At 35.5% G+C, this 17,542-nt stretch carries 17 protein-coding genes, 1 tRNA gene, 1 rRNA gene and 1 pseudogene; 11 read left to right on the forward strand and 9 right to left on the reverse strand.

What is annotated here, in order from left to right:
* Positions 1-80: 80 nt before the first annotated feature.
* Both ACK5ON_RS02870 and ACK5ON_RS02875 read right to left on the reverse strand, forming a co-directional pair.
* A tRNA-Ile gene (locus tag ACK5ON_RS02870) sits at positions 81-154 on the reverse strand.
* A gap of 86 nt (positions 155-240) precedes the next feature.
* Positions 241-1,752: ribosomal RNA gene (locus ACK5ON_RS02875) — 16S ribosomal RNA — on the reverse strand.
* Positions 1,753-2,477: 725 nt separating this feature from the next.
* Between ACK5ON_RS02875 and thrS the strand changes: the two genes are divergently transcribed.
* From thrS to rplT, 4 genes are all read left to right on the forward strand, one after another.
* A complete protein-coding gene (gene thrS / locus ACK5ON_RS02880; RefSeq protein ID WP_409819710.1) occupies positions 2,478-4,424 on the forward strand; it encodes a threonine--tRNA ligase in 1,947 nt (648 codons plus the stop codon).
* 96 nt (positions 4,425-4,520) lie between these two features.
* The gene (gene infC, locus ACK5ON_RS02885; protein WP_396173830.1) at positions 4,521-5,021 is read left to right on the forward strand and encodes a translation initiation factor IF-3; all 501 of its coding nucleotides are present in this window, start codon (positions 4,521-4,523) and stop codon (positions 5,019-5,021) included.
* Positions 5,022-5,101: 80 nt separating this feature from the next.
* On the forward strand, positions 5,102-5,299 hold the full coding sequence (gene rpmI / locus ACK5ON_RS02890) for a 50S ribosomal protein L35 (protein ID WP_136151968.1): 198 nt from the start codon (positions 5,102-5,104) through the stop codon (positions 5,297-5,299).
* Between the two features lie 178 nt (positions 5,300-5,477).
* A complete protein-coding gene (rplT, locus tag ACK5ON_RS02895; protein ID WP_396173824.1) occupies positions 5,478-5,822 on the forward strand; it encodes a 50S ribosomal protein L20 in 345 nt (114 codons plus the stop codon).
* 90 nt (positions 5,823-5,912) lie between these two features.
* Here the strand turns inward: rplT and ACK5ON_RS02900 are convergent, their stop codons facing one another.
* A complete protein-coding gene (locus ACK5ON_RS02900) occupies positions 5,913-6,755 on the reverse strand; it encodes an isoaspartyl peptidase/L-asparaginase (RefSeq protein WP_396173823.1) in 843 nt (280 codons plus the stop codon).
* Between the two features lie 68 nt (positions 6,756-6,823).
* Positions 6,824-7,696 carry a cyanophycinase gene (locus ACK5ON_RS02905; protein WP_396173821.1) on the reverse strand — a complete coding sequence of 291 codons (873 nt, stop codon included), beginning with the start codon at positions 7,694-7,696 and terminating at the stop codon, positions 6,824-6,826.
* Positions 7,697-7,810: 114 nt separating this feature from the next.
* Between ACK5ON_RS02905 and rluF the strand changes: the two genes are divergently transcribed.
* The 6 genes from rluF to ACK5ON_RS02935 all read left to right on the forward strand — a co-directional run bounded on the left by rluF (position 7,811) and on the right by ACK5ON_RS02935 (position 13,085).
* Positions 7,811-8,614, forward strand: coding sequence for a 23S rRNA pseudouridine(2604) synthase RluF (rluF, locus tag ACK5ON_RS02910; protein ID WP_409819714.1), 804 nt, complete (start codon positions 7,811-7,813; stop codon positions 8,612-8,614).
* A gap of 65 nt (positions 8,615-8,679) precedes the next feature.
* Positions 8,680-9,063, forward strand: a complete 384-nt coding sequence (gene crcB / locus ACK5ON_RS02915; protein WP_396173817.1) for a fluoride efflux transporter CrcB — start codon at positions 8,680-8,682, stop codon at positions 9,061-9,063.
* Positions 9,064-9,099: 36 nt separating this feature from the next.
* Positions 9,100-10,104: a DHH family phosphoesterase gene (locus tag ACK5ON_RS02920; RefSeq protein ID WP_409819716.1), complete on the forward strand. Its 1,005-nt coding sequence runs from the start codon at positions 9,100-9,102 to the stop codon at positions 10,102-10,104.
* 2 nt (positions 10,105-10,106) lie between these two features.
* Entirely contained in the window at positions 10,107-10,673 is a 567-nt protein-coding gene (gldI, locus tag ACK5ON_RS02925; RefSeq protein WP_396173814.1) for a gliding motility-associated peptidyl-prolyl isomerase GldI, read from the forward strand.
* A 10-nt stretch (positions 10,674-10,683) separates the two neighbouring features.
* Entirely contained in the window at positions 10,684-11,793 is a 1,110-nt protein-coding gene (locus ACK5ON_RS02930) for a peptidylprolyl isomerase (RefSeq protein WP_409819718.1), read from the forward strand.
* Between the two features lie 26 nt (positions 11,794-11,819).
* Complete coding sequence (locus tag ACK5ON_RS02935; RefSeq protein WP_409819720.1) at positions 11,820-13,085, forward strand: peptidylprolyl isomerase; 1,266 nt, start codon at positions 11,820-11,822, stop codon at positions 13,083-13,085.
* A 58-nt stretch (positions 13,086-13,143) separates the two neighbouring features.
* Here the strand turns inward: ACK5ON_RS02935 and ACK5ON_RS02940 are convergent, their stop codons facing one another.
* The 4 genes from ACK5ON_RS02940 to def form a co-directional block, all read right to left on the reverse strand.
* Positions 13,144-14,592 (reverse strand): APC family permease, encoded by a 1,449-nt coding sequence (locus tag ACK5ON_RS02940; protein WP_409819722.1) that lies wholly within the window; start codon positions 14,590-14,592, stop codon positions 13,144-13,146.
* A 104-nt stretch (positions 14,593-14,696) separates the two neighbouring features.
* Positions 14,697-15,494: a nucleoside triphosphate pyrophosphohydrolase gene (gene mazG, locus ACK5ON_RS02945; RefSeq protein ID WP_396173807.1), complete on the reverse strand. Its 798-nt coding sequence runs from the start codon at positions 15,492-15,494 to the stop codon at positions 14,697-14,699.
* A gap of 103 nt (positions 15,495-15,597) precedes the next feature.
* Positions 15,598-16,080, reverse strand: a complete 483-nt coding sequence (locus ACK5ON_RS02950; protein ID WP_409819724.1) for a DUF5606 domain-containing protein — start codon at positions 16,078-16,080, stop codon at positions 15,598-15,600.
* A gap of 153 nt (positions 16,081-16,233) precedes the next feature.
* The gene (gene def, locus ACK5ON_RS02955) at positions 16,234-16,821 is read right to left on the reverse strand and encodes a peptide deformylase (protein ID WP_409819726.1); all 588 of its coding nucleotides are present in this window, start codon (positions 16,819-16,821) and stop codon (positions 16,234-16,236) included.
* A gap of 196 nt (positions 16,822-17,017) precedes the next feature.
* Here def and ACK5ON_RS02960 point away from each other — a divergent pair, with 196 nt between their 5' ends.
* Positions 17,018-17,425 (forward strand): hypothetical protein, encoded by a 408-nt coding sequence (locus ACK5ON_RS02960; protein WP_409819728.1) that lies wholly within the window; start codon positions 17,018-17,020, stop codon positions 17,423-17,425.
* 2 nt (positions 17,426-17,427) lie between these two features.
* Here ACK5ON_RS02960 and ACK5ON_RS02965 read toward each other — a convergent pair.
* A pseudogene (locus ACK5ON_RS02965) lies at positions 17,428-17,542 on the reverse strand (Holliday junction resolvase RuvX); the annotation flags it as partial.

Consider the following 17,542-nt stretch of genomic DNA (forward strand, 5'->3'; position numbering starts at 1 on the left):
GTACAGAGTATTGAGTGATCAATACCCCCTTTACCCAACTTCTAAAATTTCCTATAGATAAATACCCAAAACCAAAAGTGTAGTCCCGGGCAGACTCGAACTGCCGACCCCTACATTATCAGTGTAGTACTCTAACCAGCTGAGCTACGAGACTCTGTTTTTACTTATTTGTATTATTTGAATTAACAGCGAGAGTAATATTTATCGTATCTAAAAGATAGCTTCTCGTTTCTTCTCTAGAAAGGAGGTGTTCCAGCCGCACCTTCCGGTACGGCTACCTTGTTACGACTTAGCCCTAGTTACTAGTTTTACCCTAGGCAGCTCCTTGCGGTCACCGACTTCAGGCACCCCCAGCTTCCATGGCTTGACGGGCGGTGTGTACAAGGCCCGGGAACGTATTCACCGGATCATGGCTGATATCCGATTACTAGCGATTCCAGCTTCACGGAGTCGAGTTGCAGACTCCGATCCGAACTGAGAACGGTTTTGTAGATTCGCTCCTACTCACGTAGTGGCTGCTCTCTGTACCGTCCATTGTAGCACGTGTGTAGCCCAAGGCGTAAGGGCCGTGATGATTTGACGTCATCCCCACCTTCCTCACAGTTTACACTGGCAGTCTTGTTAGAGTTCCCGACACTACTCGCTGGCAACTAACAACAGGGGTTGCGCTCGTTATAGGACTTAACCTGACACCTCACGGCACGAGCTGACGACAACCATGCAGCACCTTGTAAATTGTCTTGCGAAAAATCTGTTTCCAAATCGGGCAATCTACATTTAAGCCTTGGTAAGGTTCCTCGCGTATCATCGAATTAAACCACATGCTCCACCGCTTGTGCGGGCCCCCGTCAATTCCTTTGAGTTTCATTCTTGCGAACGTACTCCCCAGGTGGGATACTTATCACTTTCGCTTAGCCACTCAGGTTACCCCGAACAGCTAGTATCCATCGTTTACAGCGTGGACTACCAGGGTATCTAATCCTGTTCGCTCCCCACGCTTTCGTCCATCAGCGTCAATCCACTGTTAGTAACCTGCCTTCGCAATTGGTATTCCATGTAATATCTAAGCATTTCACCGCTACACTACATATTCTAGTTACTTCCCAGTAATTCAAGTCTAACAGTATCAATGGCCGGTCCATCGTTGAGCGATGGGCTTTCACCACTGACTTATTAGACCGCCTACGGACCCTTTAAACCCAATGATTCCGGATAACGCTTGGATCCTCCGTATTACCGCGGCTGCTGGCACGGAGTTAGCCGATCCTTATTCTTACGGTACCGTCAAGCTCCTACTCGTAGGAGGGTTTCTTCCCGTACAAAAGCAGTTTACACACCATAGATGCGTCTTCCTGCACGCGGCATGGCTGGATCAGGCTTGCGCCCATTGTCCAATATTCCTCACTGCTGCCTCCCGTAGGAGTCTGGTCCGTGTCTCAGTACCAGTGTGGGGGATCTCCCTCTCAGGACCCCTACCTATCGTTGCCATGGTAAGCCGTTACCTTACCATCTAGCTAATAGGACGCATGCCCATCTTTTACCGTTGGAACTTTAATAGCATTAGGATGCCCTAAAACTATACTATGAGGTATTAATCCAAATTTCTCTGGGCTATCCCCCTGTAAAAGGTAGGTTGCATACGCGTTACGCACCCGTGCGCCGGTCTCAGGTATTGCTACCTTACCCCTCGACTTGCATGTGTTAAGCCTGCCGCTAGCGTTCATCCTGAGCCAGGATCAAACTCTTCATCGTATATTGTTATGCTGAACTCACGCTCTGCATCGTAATGTAGACAAAGGCTAGTCTTTTATTCATCCCGAATAATCGGGACTCGATTATATTACTCTCTTTTTTGTCTCGTCTTATAAACGAGACGGCTGTCAATTCAATATGTCTATGAACGTTTCTTCTTTGTATTTAACCTGAACTTGTTTCAGGTTCTCCGCTTTCATTCTCAAAGCGGGTGCAAAAGTAATTATTCTTTTTTAAACAACAAGGAATTTTAAAATTATTTTTGAATTTATTCTAAATCCTCGTTTTTGCAGTTTTTAAAGAACTTTTATCCCTTGGCGGGGGGCAAATATAAGTACTAAATCGCAATCATTCCAAATGTTTTTTGAGGTTTTTATGGTTTTTTTTAAGATGTTGATAACATGTTGTTTACAAAGCTACACGTACTGGCTAACTAGGGCAGCCCTTTTCCTGATGAAAGTAGAAAGTCTACTCTAGCCCCGACCTGTCTGCCGACAGGCAGGTAGAAGCGGAAATCCTGTCATTGCGTTTTAAAATATTATAATGGGATTGCTTCGTGCCTCGCTATGACAGGTTGGAGCGCAAAGCGGGAATTGCTTTTAAGGATAAAGACCAAGCGTGATGCTGCTAAAAATTCTTGATATATTATACCTGATATATATTGTATGTGTTTTGTTAATCTTATATATTTGCATCCCAAAGTTTCGGAACATAAAATATTAGGAATGATAAAGATTACACTACCTGACGGTTCGGTTAAGGAGTTTGCAAAAGGCACAACTCCGATGGATGTTGCAAAAAGCATTAGTGAAGGATTAGCCCGAAATGTGATTTCGGCTGCTTTTAATGGTACAACTGTTGAAACGGAAACGGAATTAACCACCGATGGTTCTCTTGTGTTGTATACTTGGAACGACAAAGAAGGCAAAAAAGCTTTCTGGCATTCGACTTCGCACGTAATGGCACAGGTTTTAGAGGAGCAATTCTCTGGTATTAAATTAACCCTTGGACCGGCTATTGACAATGGCTTTTATTATGATGTAGATTTTGGTGACCAAAAAATTACAGATGCCGATTTCAAGAAAGTGGAAGACCGCGTTTTGGAGGTTTCGAGAGAGAAGCACGAATTTAAGATGCGTCCGGTTTCTAAGGCGGAAGCATTGGAAATATATAAAAACAATGAATATAAAACCGAGTTGATTTCGAACCTAGAAGACGGAACAATAACGTTTTGCGATCATGCTAACTTCTTCGATTTGTGTCGTGGCGGTCATATTCCAAATACTGGAATTATTAAAGCGATGAAAATCATGAGTGTTGCCGGTGCTTATTGGCGTGGTGATGAAAAGAACAAACAGTTGACTAGAGTTTATGGAATATCATTTCCTAAGCAAAAAGATTTAACTGATTATCTGGAATTGCTGGAAGAAGCAAAACGCCGTGATCACAGAAAGTTAGGAAAAGAATTAGAATTGTTTGCGTTTTCTCAAAAAGTGGGACAAGGATTGCCTTTATGGTTGCCAAAAGGCGCTGCATTGAGAGACCGTTTGGAGCAATTTTTGAAAAAAGCACAAAAGAAAGCGGGTTACGAGCAAGTCGTTACGCCGCATATTGGTCAAAAGGAATTGTATGTAACATCGGGACATTATGCCAAATATGGAGCGGATAGTTTTCAGCCCATACACACTCCAGCCGAAGGAGAAGAGTTTCTATTAAAACCTATGAATTGTCCGCATCACTGTGAAATTTATAATAATAAACCTTGGTCCTATAAAGATTTACCAAAGCGTTATGCTGAATTTGGAACCGTTTACCGTTATGAGCAATCAGGAGAATTGCATGGTTTGACACGTGTTAGAGGATTTACTCAAGATGATGCGCATATTTTTTGTACTCCAGACCAATTGGATTCTGAGTTTAAAAAAGTAATTGATTTGGTATTATATGTTTTTGGTTCTTTAGGATTTGATAACTTTACGGCTCAAGTTTCGCTGAGAGATCAAGAAAATAGAGATAAATATATTGGAAGTGACGAAAACTGGGAAAAAGCAGAAAGCGCTATTATTAGTGCAGCAAGTGATAAAGGTTTAAATTATGTAATTGAATATGGAGAAGCCGCTTTTTATGGTCCGAAACTGGATTTCATGGTAAAAGATGCTTTAGGAAGACAATGGCAATTGGGTACCATTCAGGTGGATTATAACTTACCGGAACGTTTTGAACTTACTTACAAAGGCTCAGATGACAAGTTGCATAGACCTGTAATGATTCACAGAGCGCCTTTTGGTTCTATGGAACGATTTATTGCAATTTTACTCGAACATACTGCGGGAAATTTCCCTCTTTGGCTAATGCCAGAACAAGCTATTATATTGTCATTAAGCGAGAAATATGAAAATTATGCGAAAAAAGTTTTAGAATTGCTAGAAAATCACGAAATTCGCGCCCTAATTGACAACCGCAACGAAACGATTGGGAAGAAAATTAGAGAGGCAGAAATACAGAAAATGCCGTATATGCTGATTGTAGGAGAGGAAGAAGAAAAAAACGGAACCATTTCTGTTCGTAGTCATGGTCAAGAAGGAAAAGGTAATATAATCATTACAGTAGATGAATTTGCAAGGATTGTAAGAGAAGAAATTGCCAAAACATTAAAAACATTTGAAGTTTAATCTACCTGTCGGAAGACAGGATAAAATAATAAAGTCATAGCAATAAGAAGCAACAGAGGTTATCAACCTAGAGTAGAGAAAACAGCAGCCCACCGAATAAATAATTTTATACGAGGCGTAGATGAAGTCCGTTTAGTTGGTGAAAATATTGAACCAGGTGTCTTCAAATTTAGTGAGGCGCTTCGATTAGCCGAACAATTTGAAGTGGATTTAGTTGAGATTTCTCCTAATGCTGTTCCGCCAGTTTGTAAATTGATGGATTATGGTAAATTTATTTATCAACAAAAAAAACGTGAAAAGGAGTTAAAAGCAAAATCAACTCAAATCACTATAAAAGAAATTCGTTTTGGTCCACAAACAGATGAACATGACTACGAATTTAAAAGAAAGAATGCAGAAAAATTCTTGAAAGAAGGTTCAAAATTGAAAGCTTTTGTTTTCTTTAAAGGACGTTCAATCATTTATAAAGAACAAGGACAAATCTTATTGTTGCGTTTAGCGCAAGATTTAGAAGAATATGGTAAAGTAGAAGCGATGCCAGTTCTAGAAGGAAAGAGAATGATTATGTTCATTGCTCCAAAGAAGAAGTCCAAGTAATTAGTGTTAAATGAATGAGATGCTGAAACAAGTTCAGCATAAAAAAAAGTAAGTAAGTTAAATTAAATAAACTAGGAAAAATGCCTAAAATGAAAACAAAATCCAGTGCTAAGAAGCGATTCAAAGTAACTGGCTCTGGAAAAATCAAGAGAAAACACGCTTTTAAAAGTCATATCTTGACAAAGAAATCAAAAAAGCGTAAATTGGCTTTAACTCATTCTGCCTTGGTTCACCCAACAGATGAGAAAAGTATCAAACAACAATTAAGAATTATTTAATAATTGTATAATGCAAATTGTATAATGTAAAATGTTGAAAAACAATATACAGTATACAAAATTCAGCATACAACTTTTAAGATTCTTTAGGTTAAACAATTAATTAATAACCTTGGAGTATGGCCACAAGTTCCCTTGATTAAATTCGGGACGCCTGCTACAAAAAAACAAAAAAATTATGCCAAGATCAGTAAATTCAGTTGCTAAAAGAGCAAGAAGAAAAAAGATAATGAAGCAAGCCAAAGGTTTCTTTGGTAGACGTAAAAACGTTTGGACAGTTGCTAAAAACGCAGTAGAGAAAGCAATGTGCTACGCTTACCGCGACAGAAAAGTAAATAAAAGAAACTTCCGTTCTCTATGGATTCAACGTATCAACGCTGGAGCTAGATTGGAAGGAATGAGTTATTCTCAATTTATGGGATTAGTTAAGAAAAACGGTATCGAATTGAACCGTAAAGTATTAGCCGATTTAGCAATGAATCACCCAGAAGCTTTTAAAGCTGTTTTGAAAAAAGTGAAATAAAAACGTTTGTACAATCACAATTTAACTTACTTATAAATAGAAAATCCCAACTTTAAAGGTTGGGATTTTTTTCTTTATCCTTCTTTTAAATTAATTAAAAACTGCTGAATTATGTCCATCAAAACTAGCAAACACCATACTTGGATGCGAATCTTGATGATAGATATTCCCCTTGTTATCAATGGCAATTGCGCCAGCAAAACCATCAAAGTGTTTTAATTCATTAAATGTTTTTTCAAATGCTTTTTCAATAGTAAAACCATCGGTAACCCGAGTTACAATTTTGGCAGCTACTGCTCCACTCACAATATCCTCGCCTACTCCAGTCAAACTAACACCGCAAAATTCATTGGCATAATTTCCAGCAACAGTGGCCGAATCCGATATTCTTCCCGGGATTTCAAAACCCTTGCCTCCAGTTGAAGTAGCAACAGCAATTTTTCCATTATCATCTAAAGCTACACAACCTACAGTTCCTATTCCTGTTGCTTTTAATTTTGCTTCATATTCAGCTCTTCGCTGTGGCGTTTGTGTAGAAAATTTTTCAAATCCATGTTTTCTCGCAAAATTAATAGCACCGCTTCCACCCAAAACTTTATCTTCATAATCCAATAAAACTTGTGCAACCTGAACAGGGTTTTTAACCTCTTCAATATTAATCACACCGCTCATTTTCATTGACGAACCATCCATTAATGAAGCACTCATTCTGATTTTTCCATCGCTTTGAATCTGAGAACCAACTCCGGCATTGAATAATTCGTCATCTTCCAAAAGGGAAACAGCATAAACTACAGTTTCTAGAGCAGTATGGGATTTCAAATAGGTATAGGAATCCAATACAATGCGAAGTAGTGCTTGCTGTTTGGCAACTTTAGTTTCAAAGTTTGTTGATGATTCAGAGAAAAATCCACCGTGGATGATAATTTTCATGGTTGTGAAATTTATGGTTTTTTGTTTATAGTTTATGGTTTTAACAACAAACTATAAACAATAAACTTTTATACGTATTGCGAAGAATGAATAGTCATTTTAAAAGTATCCAAATCAAAAGTATCGTGATTACTCATCACATGTGTTACTAAATGATTGATAGAAATGGGTTGTCCCAATTCTACTTGAGTTAAATTAGTGTCTTTTATTTCGCGTCCATCAACCAAAATCACAAGACCTGAACCTAATGCTTCCATTTGTCTCCCATTGGTAATCAGCAAACCGGTATCTTCTCCAAGTCCAATACCTAGTACTTTTGGATTGCCAACAACCGCTTGAAATAATCTCCCAATTCGTCCTCTTTGCACAAAATGTGTATCAATAATTACATCATCAATAAGTCCAAGACCCGAAGTTATTTTCACTTCACCTTTAAGCAAAGCTTCATGACTGCTTCCTTGATAAATCATATTATTAGAAGCAGCAGCTGCACCAGCAGATGTTCCAGCATAGACAAAATCTTCAGTACGATATTTTGTAATTAGAATATCGTCAAATGGAGTTCCGCCAAGAATGGAAGTCAATCGCAATTGATCGCCACCAGTAAACATGACCACATCGGCTGATTTCAATCTGTTTAAAACTTCCTCTTCTGATGCTTGTTCTCTTCGTTCGATGTGAATTACATCAACATTATTTGCTCCTAAAAAATTAAATGCTTTAACATACTCAGGTCCTATTTCTCTTGGGATTTTTGAAGCAGTAGTAATTACTTCAATCCTAGATAATTCTTTGTTTTTAGACTCTTTTATTATTCGTTTTAAAATTCCTTCTTCAAAGAAATTTAAATTTTTCGATGCGCTTTTGTCTAAATCTGTCTCGGTAAAACTGCCTTTATCAACAGCACCACCTATAATAATTAGTTTTCCTTGTATCTTCATGTTGGTAAAAATAATAAAATCTGAAAACCTACCACCTTTTTTTTGTTTTTTTGGAACTAATTTATCAACGAGTTATCAAGAATATGTATTCTCAAATTATAGTATATTTGTCCTATGGAAACTAACCAAACACGAATCAATAAATTCCTATCCGAGTCTGGCTTTTGTTCACGTCGCGAAGCAGATAAATTATTAGAAGAGGGACGAATTACCATTAATGGAATTGTGCCCGAAATGGGAACTAAAGTTTCAGTTGATGATGAAGTGCGTGTGGATGGAAAATTGGTTAGAGAAAAAACAGAAAAACCTGTTTATTTAGCATTCAACAAACCAGTTGGTATCGAATGTACGACCAATCAAAATGTGCGTGACAATATTGTAGATTATATTAATTATCCGAAAAGAATTTTCCCCATTGGAAGATTAGACAAAGCCAGCGAAGGTTTAATTTTCTTGACCAATGATGGTGATATTGTCAACAAAATTCTTCGTGCTCGAAACAATCACGAAAAAGAATATATCGTTACTGTTGACAGAGCAATAACTGATTCATTTATCGAAAAAATGAGTAATGGCATTCCAATTTTGGATACCGTAACCCGAAAATGTAAAGTGGAACAAATCAGTAAATTTGTATTCCGAATTATTTTAACACAAGGGTTAAACAGACAAATTCGCAGAATGTGTGAGTATCTTGATTATGAAGTTACCGCTTTGAAAAGAACTAGAATTATCAATATTTCTCTCGATGTTCCTGTTGGTCGTTGTCGAGATTTAACCGATGATGAAATCAAACAATTGAACAAACTTATAGAACCTTCTAGCAAAACAGAAGAAGCAAGTTTGCCAAAATTTAATCAAGCTGGAAGCTGGAAGTTGGAAAATGGAAGAAAAGGAAATAACCCTAACTCTAGATAGTAATATCCAAATGATAAATTATAACTATAAACTACCAACTTGTAGCTTCTAACTTCCATCTTACTATGCTAAAAACGATATTATATATTGCAATTGGTGGCGCTATTGGTAGCGTTCTTCGATTTTTGACTACAGTTTTGGTTTCAAAATTTTGTCCCGAAAATTCGGGATTTCAATTTCCTTTAGCCACTTTTATTGCTAATGTGATAGGATGTTTTTTAATTGGACTATTCCTTGGTATTTTAGCCAAAAATGAATTGACCGACAGTAATCTAAAATGGTTTTTAGTAACTGGCTTTTGTGGTGGATTTACCACTTTTTCTGCTTTTGGAATGGAAAATTTTAATCTACTGCAAAACAACAATACGCTCTTGGCTTTTAGCTACATAGCTTTAAGTATTATTCTCGGACTTTTTGCTGTTTGGTTTGGACTTTTTGTTACCAAATAATATTCAATTACTGAAAAAAATGTAACTTCGCCAACTATGAAAAAAGAAGACATTTTAGCTATACAACAATTATTGGCGGCGCCAAAAAAAATTGCCATAATTCCACACAGAAGTCCCGATGGCGATGCTATGGGTTCAACTTTGGCATTGTACCATTTTCTTCTAAAACTAAATCACCAACCTACAGTAATTTCTCCTAATGAATTTCCAAATTTTCTTGCTTGGCTACCAAGTTCGGAAACAGTTTTGATTTATGAAAATGACAGAGCAAATTGTACCAAAGTTTTACAAGAAACTGAAATAGTTTTCACTCTAGATTTTAATGCCTTGCACCGAACTGGCGAAATGGAACATGTGTTAAACAAACTTACGGTTCCTATGATTATGATTGATCATCATCAAAAACCAGACACATTTGCTACATATACTTACTCAGACACTATTTATGGTTCTACTGGCGAAATGATTTATAATTTCATTTCATTTTTGGACAAAAAAGAACTGATTGATAAAAATATTGCAACTTGTCTTTATACAGGAATAGTGACCGATTCGGGTTCGTTTCGTTTTCCATCAACTACTAGTACCACACACAGAATTGTTGCCGATTTAATTGATATTGGTATTGAAAATAGTGAAATTCATAACTTGCTTTTTGATAATAACTCCTATAATCGGTTGCAACTTTTAGGTCGTGCTTTGCAGAATATGAAAGTTTTTTCAGAATATAAGACTTCGTACATTACATTGTCTCAAAAAGAATTAGACGAATTCCATTATGAAAAAGGAGATACCGAAGGCATTGTAAATTATGGATTGACAATAAAAGGGATTCATTTAGCCGCTATTTTTATTGAGCATCGCGATGAAAACATTATCAAAATATCGTTCCGTTCTCAAGGTAGTTTTGATGTTAACCAATTTGCAAGAGACCATTTTAACGGTGGTGGACATATCAATGCAGCTGGAGGAAAATCTTATTTGAGTATGAAAGAAACAATCCATAAATTTGAAAAAATAATTTCTAAAATAACCATATAAAAATGAAAAATAGTTCAAAAATTGGATTACTATTATTGATTTTTATATCAATATTGAGTTGTAAACAACCACAAGCACGAATGCCAATTTCTCGATCTTCGGGAACTTTTATGAAAGAGTCGATAGAACGAAACAAGAAATTAAACGCCGGCGAAGAAAGCAAAATAGATTCTATAATTAAAAGCAATCCGAAAATACAATATATCGCCTCCAAAAAAGGGTATTGGTATCATTATGAAATAAAAAATGAGCGAGATACGCTAAGACCAAAAAAAGGAGATATTGCCGAGTTTGACTATGAAATAAAAGATTTTAAAGGAAATGTGGTGTATTCAGAAGTTGAACTACGCCCACAAACATATAAAGTTGACAAACAAAATATCATGATGGGTTTGAGAGACGGTATAAAACTGATGCGTAAAAATGAAAAAGTAACTTTCTTGTTTCCATCACACATGGCTTATGGCTATCATGGCGACAACAAACGAATTGGCACCAATCAACCTCTAATTTGTACTGTAACTCTAAATGATTTTGAACCAGAAAATAAACTAAAAACCGAAAATTAACTTGAAAATAATGAAAAGAACCATTTATCTTTTTTTAGCTTTTACTGCTATTGTTTTGAGTTCTTGCAAAGACGAACATAATAACTTAAAAGATGGCTTATATGCCGAAATTGAAACTTCAAGAGGCACTATCGTTGTAGAACTTGAATATAAAAAAACGCCCATCACTGTTGCTAATTTTATCACTTTAGCCGAAGGAAAAAATCCTTTTGTAACCGAAGATTTCAAAGGTAAACCATTTTATAATGAACTTCAATTTCACATAGTTATTGCCGATTTTATGATACAAACAGGCGATCCATTAGGAAATGGCTCTGGTGATGCAGGGTATAAATTCATAGATGAATTCACTGATTTAAAACATGATAAACCTGGTGTTTTATCAATGGCCAACTCAGGACCTAAAACAAATAGTAGTCAATTTTTCATTACTCATGTAGCCACACCTTGGCTTGATGGCAAACATTCTGTATTTGGAAATGTTGTTCAAGGAATGGAAGTTGTTAATGCAATTACACAAGGTGACATGATGAAATCAATTACAATTATCAGAAAAGGAGAAGACGTTAAAAAATTTGATGTTGTAAAAGTATTTACTGATTATTTTAAAGCTGATATAGAGAATGAAAAAAAGCAAAAAATCATTGATGCCGAAAACAAAAAGATTTACGATGAAAAGTATAAAGCAGTGAAAATACAAAAACTAGCTTATTTCGACGAACTAAAAAAAACAGCTACGAAAACAAAAAGTGGATTGCAATTTAAAATCACTCAAAAATCAAACGGTGAAAAGCCAAAAGAAGGATCAATGATTAACATCAATTACGGTGGATTTCTGGAGGACGGAACACTTTTTGATACAAGCAATGCCGAAATTGCAAAACAGTTTGGTAAATTTGACGAGCAAAGAGCAATGCAAAAAGGATATACTGTTTTGCCATATCAAATCGGAGCCACTAATATGATTCCAGGTTTTATTGAAGGAATTAAGCAAATGAAAATGGGTGAAAAAGCAGTGCTTTTTATTCCTTCTCAAATAGGATTTGGAGAACAAGGTGCTGGGGATGCAATCCCGCCCAATGCCAATTTGATATTTGAAGTAGAAATAATAAATAAATAATTATATAAATCAAAAATTAATACATCATGAAATCGAAGATTAACGAATACAATAAAAATAAATTTAAAACCATGAGTAAAATAAAATTTAACATTCTTCTTTTGATTTGCCTTGGTATGATCAGTGTCACAGCACAAACCACAAAAAAACCAGTTGCAACATCAACTAAACCGGCACAAGCCAAACCCGATGCTACTAATAATTCAGGAATTTTTGCTGAAATCGAAACTGACAAAGGCAAAATTTTACTTCGTTTAGAATACCAAAAAACCCCTATTACTGTTGCCAACTTCATCTCGTTAGTTGAAGGAACTAATAAGGCTATTACTGACGAAAAACTAAAAGGAAAACCTTTTTATGATGGACTAAAATTTCATAGAGTTATTCCCGATTTTATGATACAAGGTGGTGATCCACAAGGAAATGGTTCTGGTGGACCAGGTTATGCTTTCAAAGATGAAATTGTTGCTGATTTAAAACACAATCGTCCAGGAATTCTATCAATGGCCAATTCTGGTCCAAAAACAAATGGTTCACAATTCTTTATTACGCACAAAGAAACGCCTTGGTTAGACGGAAAACATACTGTTTTCGGTAACGTGGTTACAGGACAAGATGTTGTTAACGCCATCAAACAAGATGATGTCATCAAAAAAGTAACTATCGTTAGAAAAGGTGCTGAAGCCAAAAAATTTGATGCACCAAAAGTTTTTGCTGATTACATGGCAAATAAAGCGGGAGATGATGCCAAAGAAGCCGCATTAGCCGAAGAAAATAGAAAAAAACAAGCTGAAGCTGAAGCGACCAAAAAAGCCGAATACAATGCAAAATTTGGTCCTGTAATTGCTGCAAAAGCTAAATACTTAACTGATACAAAAATAACGGCTACAGAAACACCGTCGGGATTACGATACAAAATTACTCAAACAGGAACAGGAAAAAAACCTGCCGATGGAACAACCGTTTATATTCATTATGCGGGTTATCTTGAAGATGGAAGTCTTTTTGACAGTAGCTATGAGAGCGTAAATAAAGAGTGTGGAAAATTTGACGAAAACAGAGCAAAACAAAATGGTTATCAACCGTTTCCTTTTGAGTATGGTAATAAAGATGGATTAATTCCTGGATTTATTGAAGGATTAAGTATGATGAATTTTGGAGATAAAGCAATTGTTTACATTCCTTCAAAATTAGGTTATGGAGAAAGAGGTGCAGGAAATGTAATTCCACCAAATGCTAATATCATTTTTGAAATAGAAATGCTAGAAGTGGCTCCGGCACCAAAACAATAATAAATTCTATTTTTATAAAAACTGCCCCGATTTGAAGTTCAAATCGGGGCAGTTTTTTTTACTCTTTTTTATTCATAAATAAATAATATACAGGAATTCCAAGCGCAACAATAACCAATCCTAAGCCAGTATTTTTAGTGTCATAAATCAAAAGTGCCACACAAATAGCTGATGTCAAGACAATATACAATGCTGGAATAAAAGGATATCCAAACGCTTTATACGGTCGTTCGGCATCGGGTTCTTTTTTTCTGAGGATAAAAATTCCGTAGATTGTTAGGATATAAAAAAGAAGTGAAGCAAAAGTAGCATAGGTCAACAAATCGCCATATTTCCCAGAAATACATAAAATACATGCCCAAAAACATTGAAACCAAAGCGCTCTTTCGGGAACATCATTTTTATTTAATTCTCCAGCTTTTTTAAAGAACAAACCATCTTTTGACATGGCATAAAACAATCTTCCTCCAGCCAAAACCAAACCACTATTGCACCCAAAAGTAGACACCATGATCAATCCAGCCATCACAAAAACACCAATATTCCCGAGTATCATATTAGCAGCTGCAGCACCTACTCTATCCTGAGCGGCAAACATAATTCCATTTTCAACAACTGCAGTTGCGTCGGGAGTTCCTTTGATGGGCAACAAAGCGAGATAAGCGATATTAGCCAAAATATAAATTACAGTTACCAGTAAAGTTCCCAAAAATAAACTTCGAGGAATATTCTTTTTTGGTTCTTTTATTTCTCCGGCAATAAATGTGACATTATTCCAGGCATCACTGGAAAATAAGGAATTAATAATCGTTGCTCCCATAGCGCCAAGCAATGCTATTCCCGTTAATTTTTCGACAGTAATAGAACCATCGGGATTTAAAACCGTTTTTGAGGCATCCCACATATTGGCAAAATTATCGGAAAGAACATTGGTTTTCATCCCAACATACAACCCCAAAATAATCAAAGCAAAAAGTGCCACCAACTTTGCCATCGTAAATAGTAACTGAATTGTTTTTCCACTTTGAACGCCTTTTGTATTAATATAGGTTAGCAAAAAAATACTTGCCATAGCCAGTACTTGCTTATTGGTAAAAGAAAAACTCTCTCCAATACTGAAAATTTTATTTTCTAAAACGGGAAAAAAAACAGCCGAATAATTAGCAAAAGCTACCGCAACCGCAGCAATTACACCCGTTTGAATGACGGTAAAAACGGTCCAACCATACAGAAAGGAAGCCAGTTTTCCATAAGCACGTTGAATGTAAACAAATTGTCCGCCAGCAGTGGGCATCATACCTGCTAATTCGCCATAGCTTAAAGCTGCCGACATGGTGAGTAAACCGGTAACCAACCAAATCAAAAGTAACCATCCAGCCGAACCAACATCTCGTGCCATTTGGGCAGTAACTATAAAAATACCGGAACCTATCATGGAACCGGCTACAATACTAGTGGCGTTAAGAAGTCCTAATGAGCGTTTTAATTCGTGCTTTGTTTCAGACATAAAGTTGGTTTATTGGTTAGTTGATTTCAAATGTAAATAAATTGAGAGAAAAGAAAATAGAAAATAGAAATTTTCTTCTGCTGACTGCGACTGCCAACTGAACACTAAAGTTTCTTCGCTTCTTCCCAAAAAATATCCATCTCCGCCAAAGTCATATCCATTAAAGGTTTGCCAAGTTCGCCTGCTTTACTTTCTAAATATTGAAAACGTTTGATGAATTTTTTGTTAGTGCGTTCCAAAGCATCTTCGGGATTTACATTTAAGAATCGGGCATAGTTTATCATGGAAAATAAAACATCGCCAAACTCGGCTTCAATTTTATCCTGATTACCAGTTGCAACCTCGACTTGCAATTCTTGTAATTCCTCTTGCACTTTGTCCCACACTTGGTGTGGCTCTTCCCAATCGAAGCCAACGCCTTTTACTTTATCTTGTATTCGGCTGGCTTTTACCAAAGCGGGTAATCCTTTTGGAACGCCTTCTAATACCGATTTTTTACCTTCTTTGAGTTTGAGTTTTTCCCAATTTTGTTTTACTTCTTCTTCATCAGCAACCACAACATTGCCATAAATATGGGGATGACGATGAATAAGTTTATCACAAATTTCATTACACACATCGGCAATATCAAAACCTGTAGTGTGAAATGTTGAACTATCATTGGCTTCGCTTCCTATTTTAGCATAAAAAACAATGTGCAAGAGCAAATCGCCTAATTCTTTCTTTATTTCTTGTAAATCGTTATTTAAAATAGCATCGCCCAGTTCGTAGGTTTCTTCAATAGTGAGATGTCGCAAACTTTCAAGTGTTTGTTTTTTGTCCCATGGACATTTAGCACGCAAATCGTCCATGATGTCTAATAATCTTCCAAAAGCTTCGAGTTGTTGTTGACGGGTGTTCATTATTTTAGTTTCGAGTTTAAGGTTTGAAGTTGCGATTTTCAAAAATAAAAAATCCTATCGCTGTTTGTAACAATAGGATTAATATTTATAAAGAAGTAATTAACTATTTTTTTGTTTTTGAAGACTTTGATTTTTTAAGTTCTTCATCTACTTGTTCTTTTTCAACTTCAGGGTTTTCTGATAACGTTTCTTGAGTGGGCTCTTCTTTTGAAACCATTCCTTTTGCTTGAAGCAAGTTATACCAGTTTAATACTTTTTTAATGTCAGAAACATACACTCTATCGTCATCATAATCGGGTAAAATTTCCTTGAAATAGGCAACCAATTTAGCATTGTCTTCTTTATTGGAAATTGTAGGTCCTTCATTTTCTTTCACAGCAATAGCCCGCATAATTTCAACCAACGGTTTCTCCTCACTATAAGTATACATGGATATTTCAGTCAATAAGCTAACATTGCTTCTTAATCCAACAGTAATTTTTTTTCCATCCAATAATGATTCTGCTAAAAATCCTGATCGTGTTTGTATTTTTAGTTCAAATAATCCTGGCTTACCAGCAATGGCTAATATTTTTTCTAAGTTCATTTTGTTATTTTAATTTAGTAACAAATATATGTAATTCAAAGTCAATGGTAATGTCAATGGTAATGTCAATGGCAAATTCAATGTCAAATTCAATGTCAATGTCAATTGCAATTTTTAAATATTTTGATTGTCATTGATTTTTGATATTGAAATTTATCTTCCTTTTTTATTGGCAAATTTCATTTTGTAATCGGGTCGAGCTTTGCCTTCCATGATGTTTTGTAACTTTTTCTTAATTAGAGTCTTTTTCAATATAGTAAGATGATCTGTGAACAAAATCCCTTCAATATGATCATATTCATGTTGAATAACACGTGCAATCAATCCTTCAAAAACTTCTGTTTTTTTATTAAAATCTTCGTCACAATATGCAATAGTAATTCTTTCGTTGCGGTACACATCTTCGCGAACCTCCGGAATACTCAAGCAACCTTCGTTAAAACCCCATTCTTCTCCATCTTCTTTCAACATAGTAGCGTTAATAAAAGTTCTTTTAAAACCTTTTAACTGTTGCTTTTCCTCTTTTGATAAATCATCACTATCACTAAAGGGTTCAGTATCTATCACAAATAAACGTATTGACAATCCTACTTGCGGCGCAGCCAATCCAACCCCGTAGGCATTATACATGGTTTCATACATATTAGAAATTATTACTGAAAGATTAGGATAATCAGATGAAATTTCTAACGCAACCTGCCTTAGTACAGGTTCTCCATAACCATAAATTGGTAATATCATTTTTTGAAATCTATTTAATTTGTCTGCAATTCAAGTAATTAATTACTACTATTGTTTTGCAAAAGTAAACAAAAAAAAAGTTTACAAACTTGAATTATTTTAATGTCAAAAAAAGCAGTTGTTTTAACGCAAAAAATGAAATATTTAAATGATTTTTTTATCTTTGAAAAGATATTAATCACTAAAACCTAAACCCATGAAAAATTTTATTTTAGCTATTGCAATTTTGTTAAGTTTTAATGCTTTTGGACAATCTGCTAAAAAAAACACTACGGCTACTAAACCAGCTACAAATACTTTATATTCTCCTAAAGAGAAGGAAGAAATCAAAAAAACTTTTTTGAAGGAAATTGATCAAATCGGAATGTCACCAGTTGTCAAAACAAAATATTTAGAAACTATCAATAAATATTCTGAAAAATTGAAAGCAGTTAATAAGGACAAGAGTATTTCGAATACTGAACTTACAACAAAAGCAAATAAATTGATTAAAGACCAAAATCAAGAAATAAAAAAATTGTTAACTCCTGATCAATACAAAAAACATAAAATTATATACAATCGTTTTCAAAATAGTATAAACTACAGAATTGAAAAAAGATAAATTTATATCATTTTTCTAGTCAAATAATCTTGCAGCATAATAGTGGCAGCAATTTCATCTAACAACGCTTTATTTTGGCGTTGTTTTTTTTTTAATCCACTATCAATCATGGTTTGA

Origin of the sequence: Flavobacterium sp. (genome assembly GCF_046317795.1) — a bacterium.
GTDB lineage: Bacteria > Bacteroidota > Bacteroidia > Flavobacteriales > Flavobacteriaceae > Flavobacterium.

What these genes read in the sequence shown, in the direction of transcription:
- rluF (WP_409819714.1), top strand. Translation starts at nt 7,811, where the DNA reads ATGGAAACTAACCAAACACGAATCAATAAATTCCTATCCGAGTCTGGC.
- ACK5ON_RS02930 (WP_409819718.1), top strand. Translation starts at nt 10,684, where the DNA reads ATGAAAAGAACCATTTATCTTTTTTTAGCTTTTACTGCTATTGTTTTG.
- thrS (WP_409819710.1), top strand. Translation starts at nt 2,478, where the DNA reads ATGATAAAGATTACACTACCTGACGGTTCGGTTAAGGAGTTTGCAAAA.
- ACK5ON_RS02950 (WP_409819724.1), bottom strand. Translation starts at nt 16,080, where the DNA reads ATGAACTTAGAAAAAATATTAGCCATTGCTGGTAAGCCAGGATTATTT.
- mazG (WP_396173807.1), bottom strand. Translation starts at nt 15,494, where the DNA reads ATGAACACCCGTCAACAACAACTCGAAGCTTTTGGAAGATTATTAGAC.
- ACK5ON_RS02920 (WP_409819716.1), top strand. Translation starts at nt 9,100, where the DNA reads ATGAAAAAAGAAGACATTTTAGCTATACAACAATTATTGGCGGCGCCA.
- ACK5ON_RS02905 (WP_396173821.1), bottom strand. Translation starts at nt 7,696, where the DNA reads ATGAAGATACAAGGAAAACTAATTATTATAGGTGGTGCTGTTGATAAA.
- gldI (WP_396173814.1), top strand. Translation starts at nt 10,107, where the DNA reads ATGAAAAATAGTTCAAAAATTGGATTACTATTATTGATTTTTATATCA.
- ACK5ON_RS02935 (WP_409819720.1), top strand. Translation starts at nt 11,820, where the DNA reads ATGAAATCGAAGATTAACGAATACAATAAAAATAAATTTAAAACCATG.
- ACK5ON_RS02940 (WP_409819722.1), bottom strand. Translation starts at nt 14,592, where the DNA reads ATGTCTGAAACAAAGCACGAATTAAAACGCTCATTAGGACTTCTTAAC.
- ACK5ON_RS02960 (WP_409819728.1), top strand. Translation starts at nt 17,018, where the DNA reads ATGAAAAATTTTATTTTAGCTATTGCAATTTTGTTAAGTTTTAATGCT.
- rpmI (WP_136151968.1), top strand. Translation starts at nt 5,102, where the DNA reads ATGCCTAAAATGAAAACAAAATCCAGTGCTAAGAAGCGATTCAAAGTA.
- def (WP_409819726.1), bottom strand. Translation starts at nt 16,821, where the DNA reads ATGATATTACCAATTTATGGTTATGGAGAACCTGTACTAAGGCAGGTT.
- rplT (WP_396173824.1), top strand. Translation starts at nt 5,478, where the DNA reads ATGCCAAGATCAGTAAATTCAGTTGCTAAAAGAGCAAGAAGAAAAAAG.
- crcB (WP_396173817.1), top strand. Translation starts at nt 8,680, where the DNA reads ATGCTAAAAACGATATTATATATTGCAATTGGTGGCGCTATTGGTAGC.
- ACK5ON_RS02900 (WP_396173823.1), bottom strand. Translation starts at nt 6,755, where the DNA reads ATGAAAATTATCATCCACGGTGGATTTTTCTCTGAATCATCAACAAAC.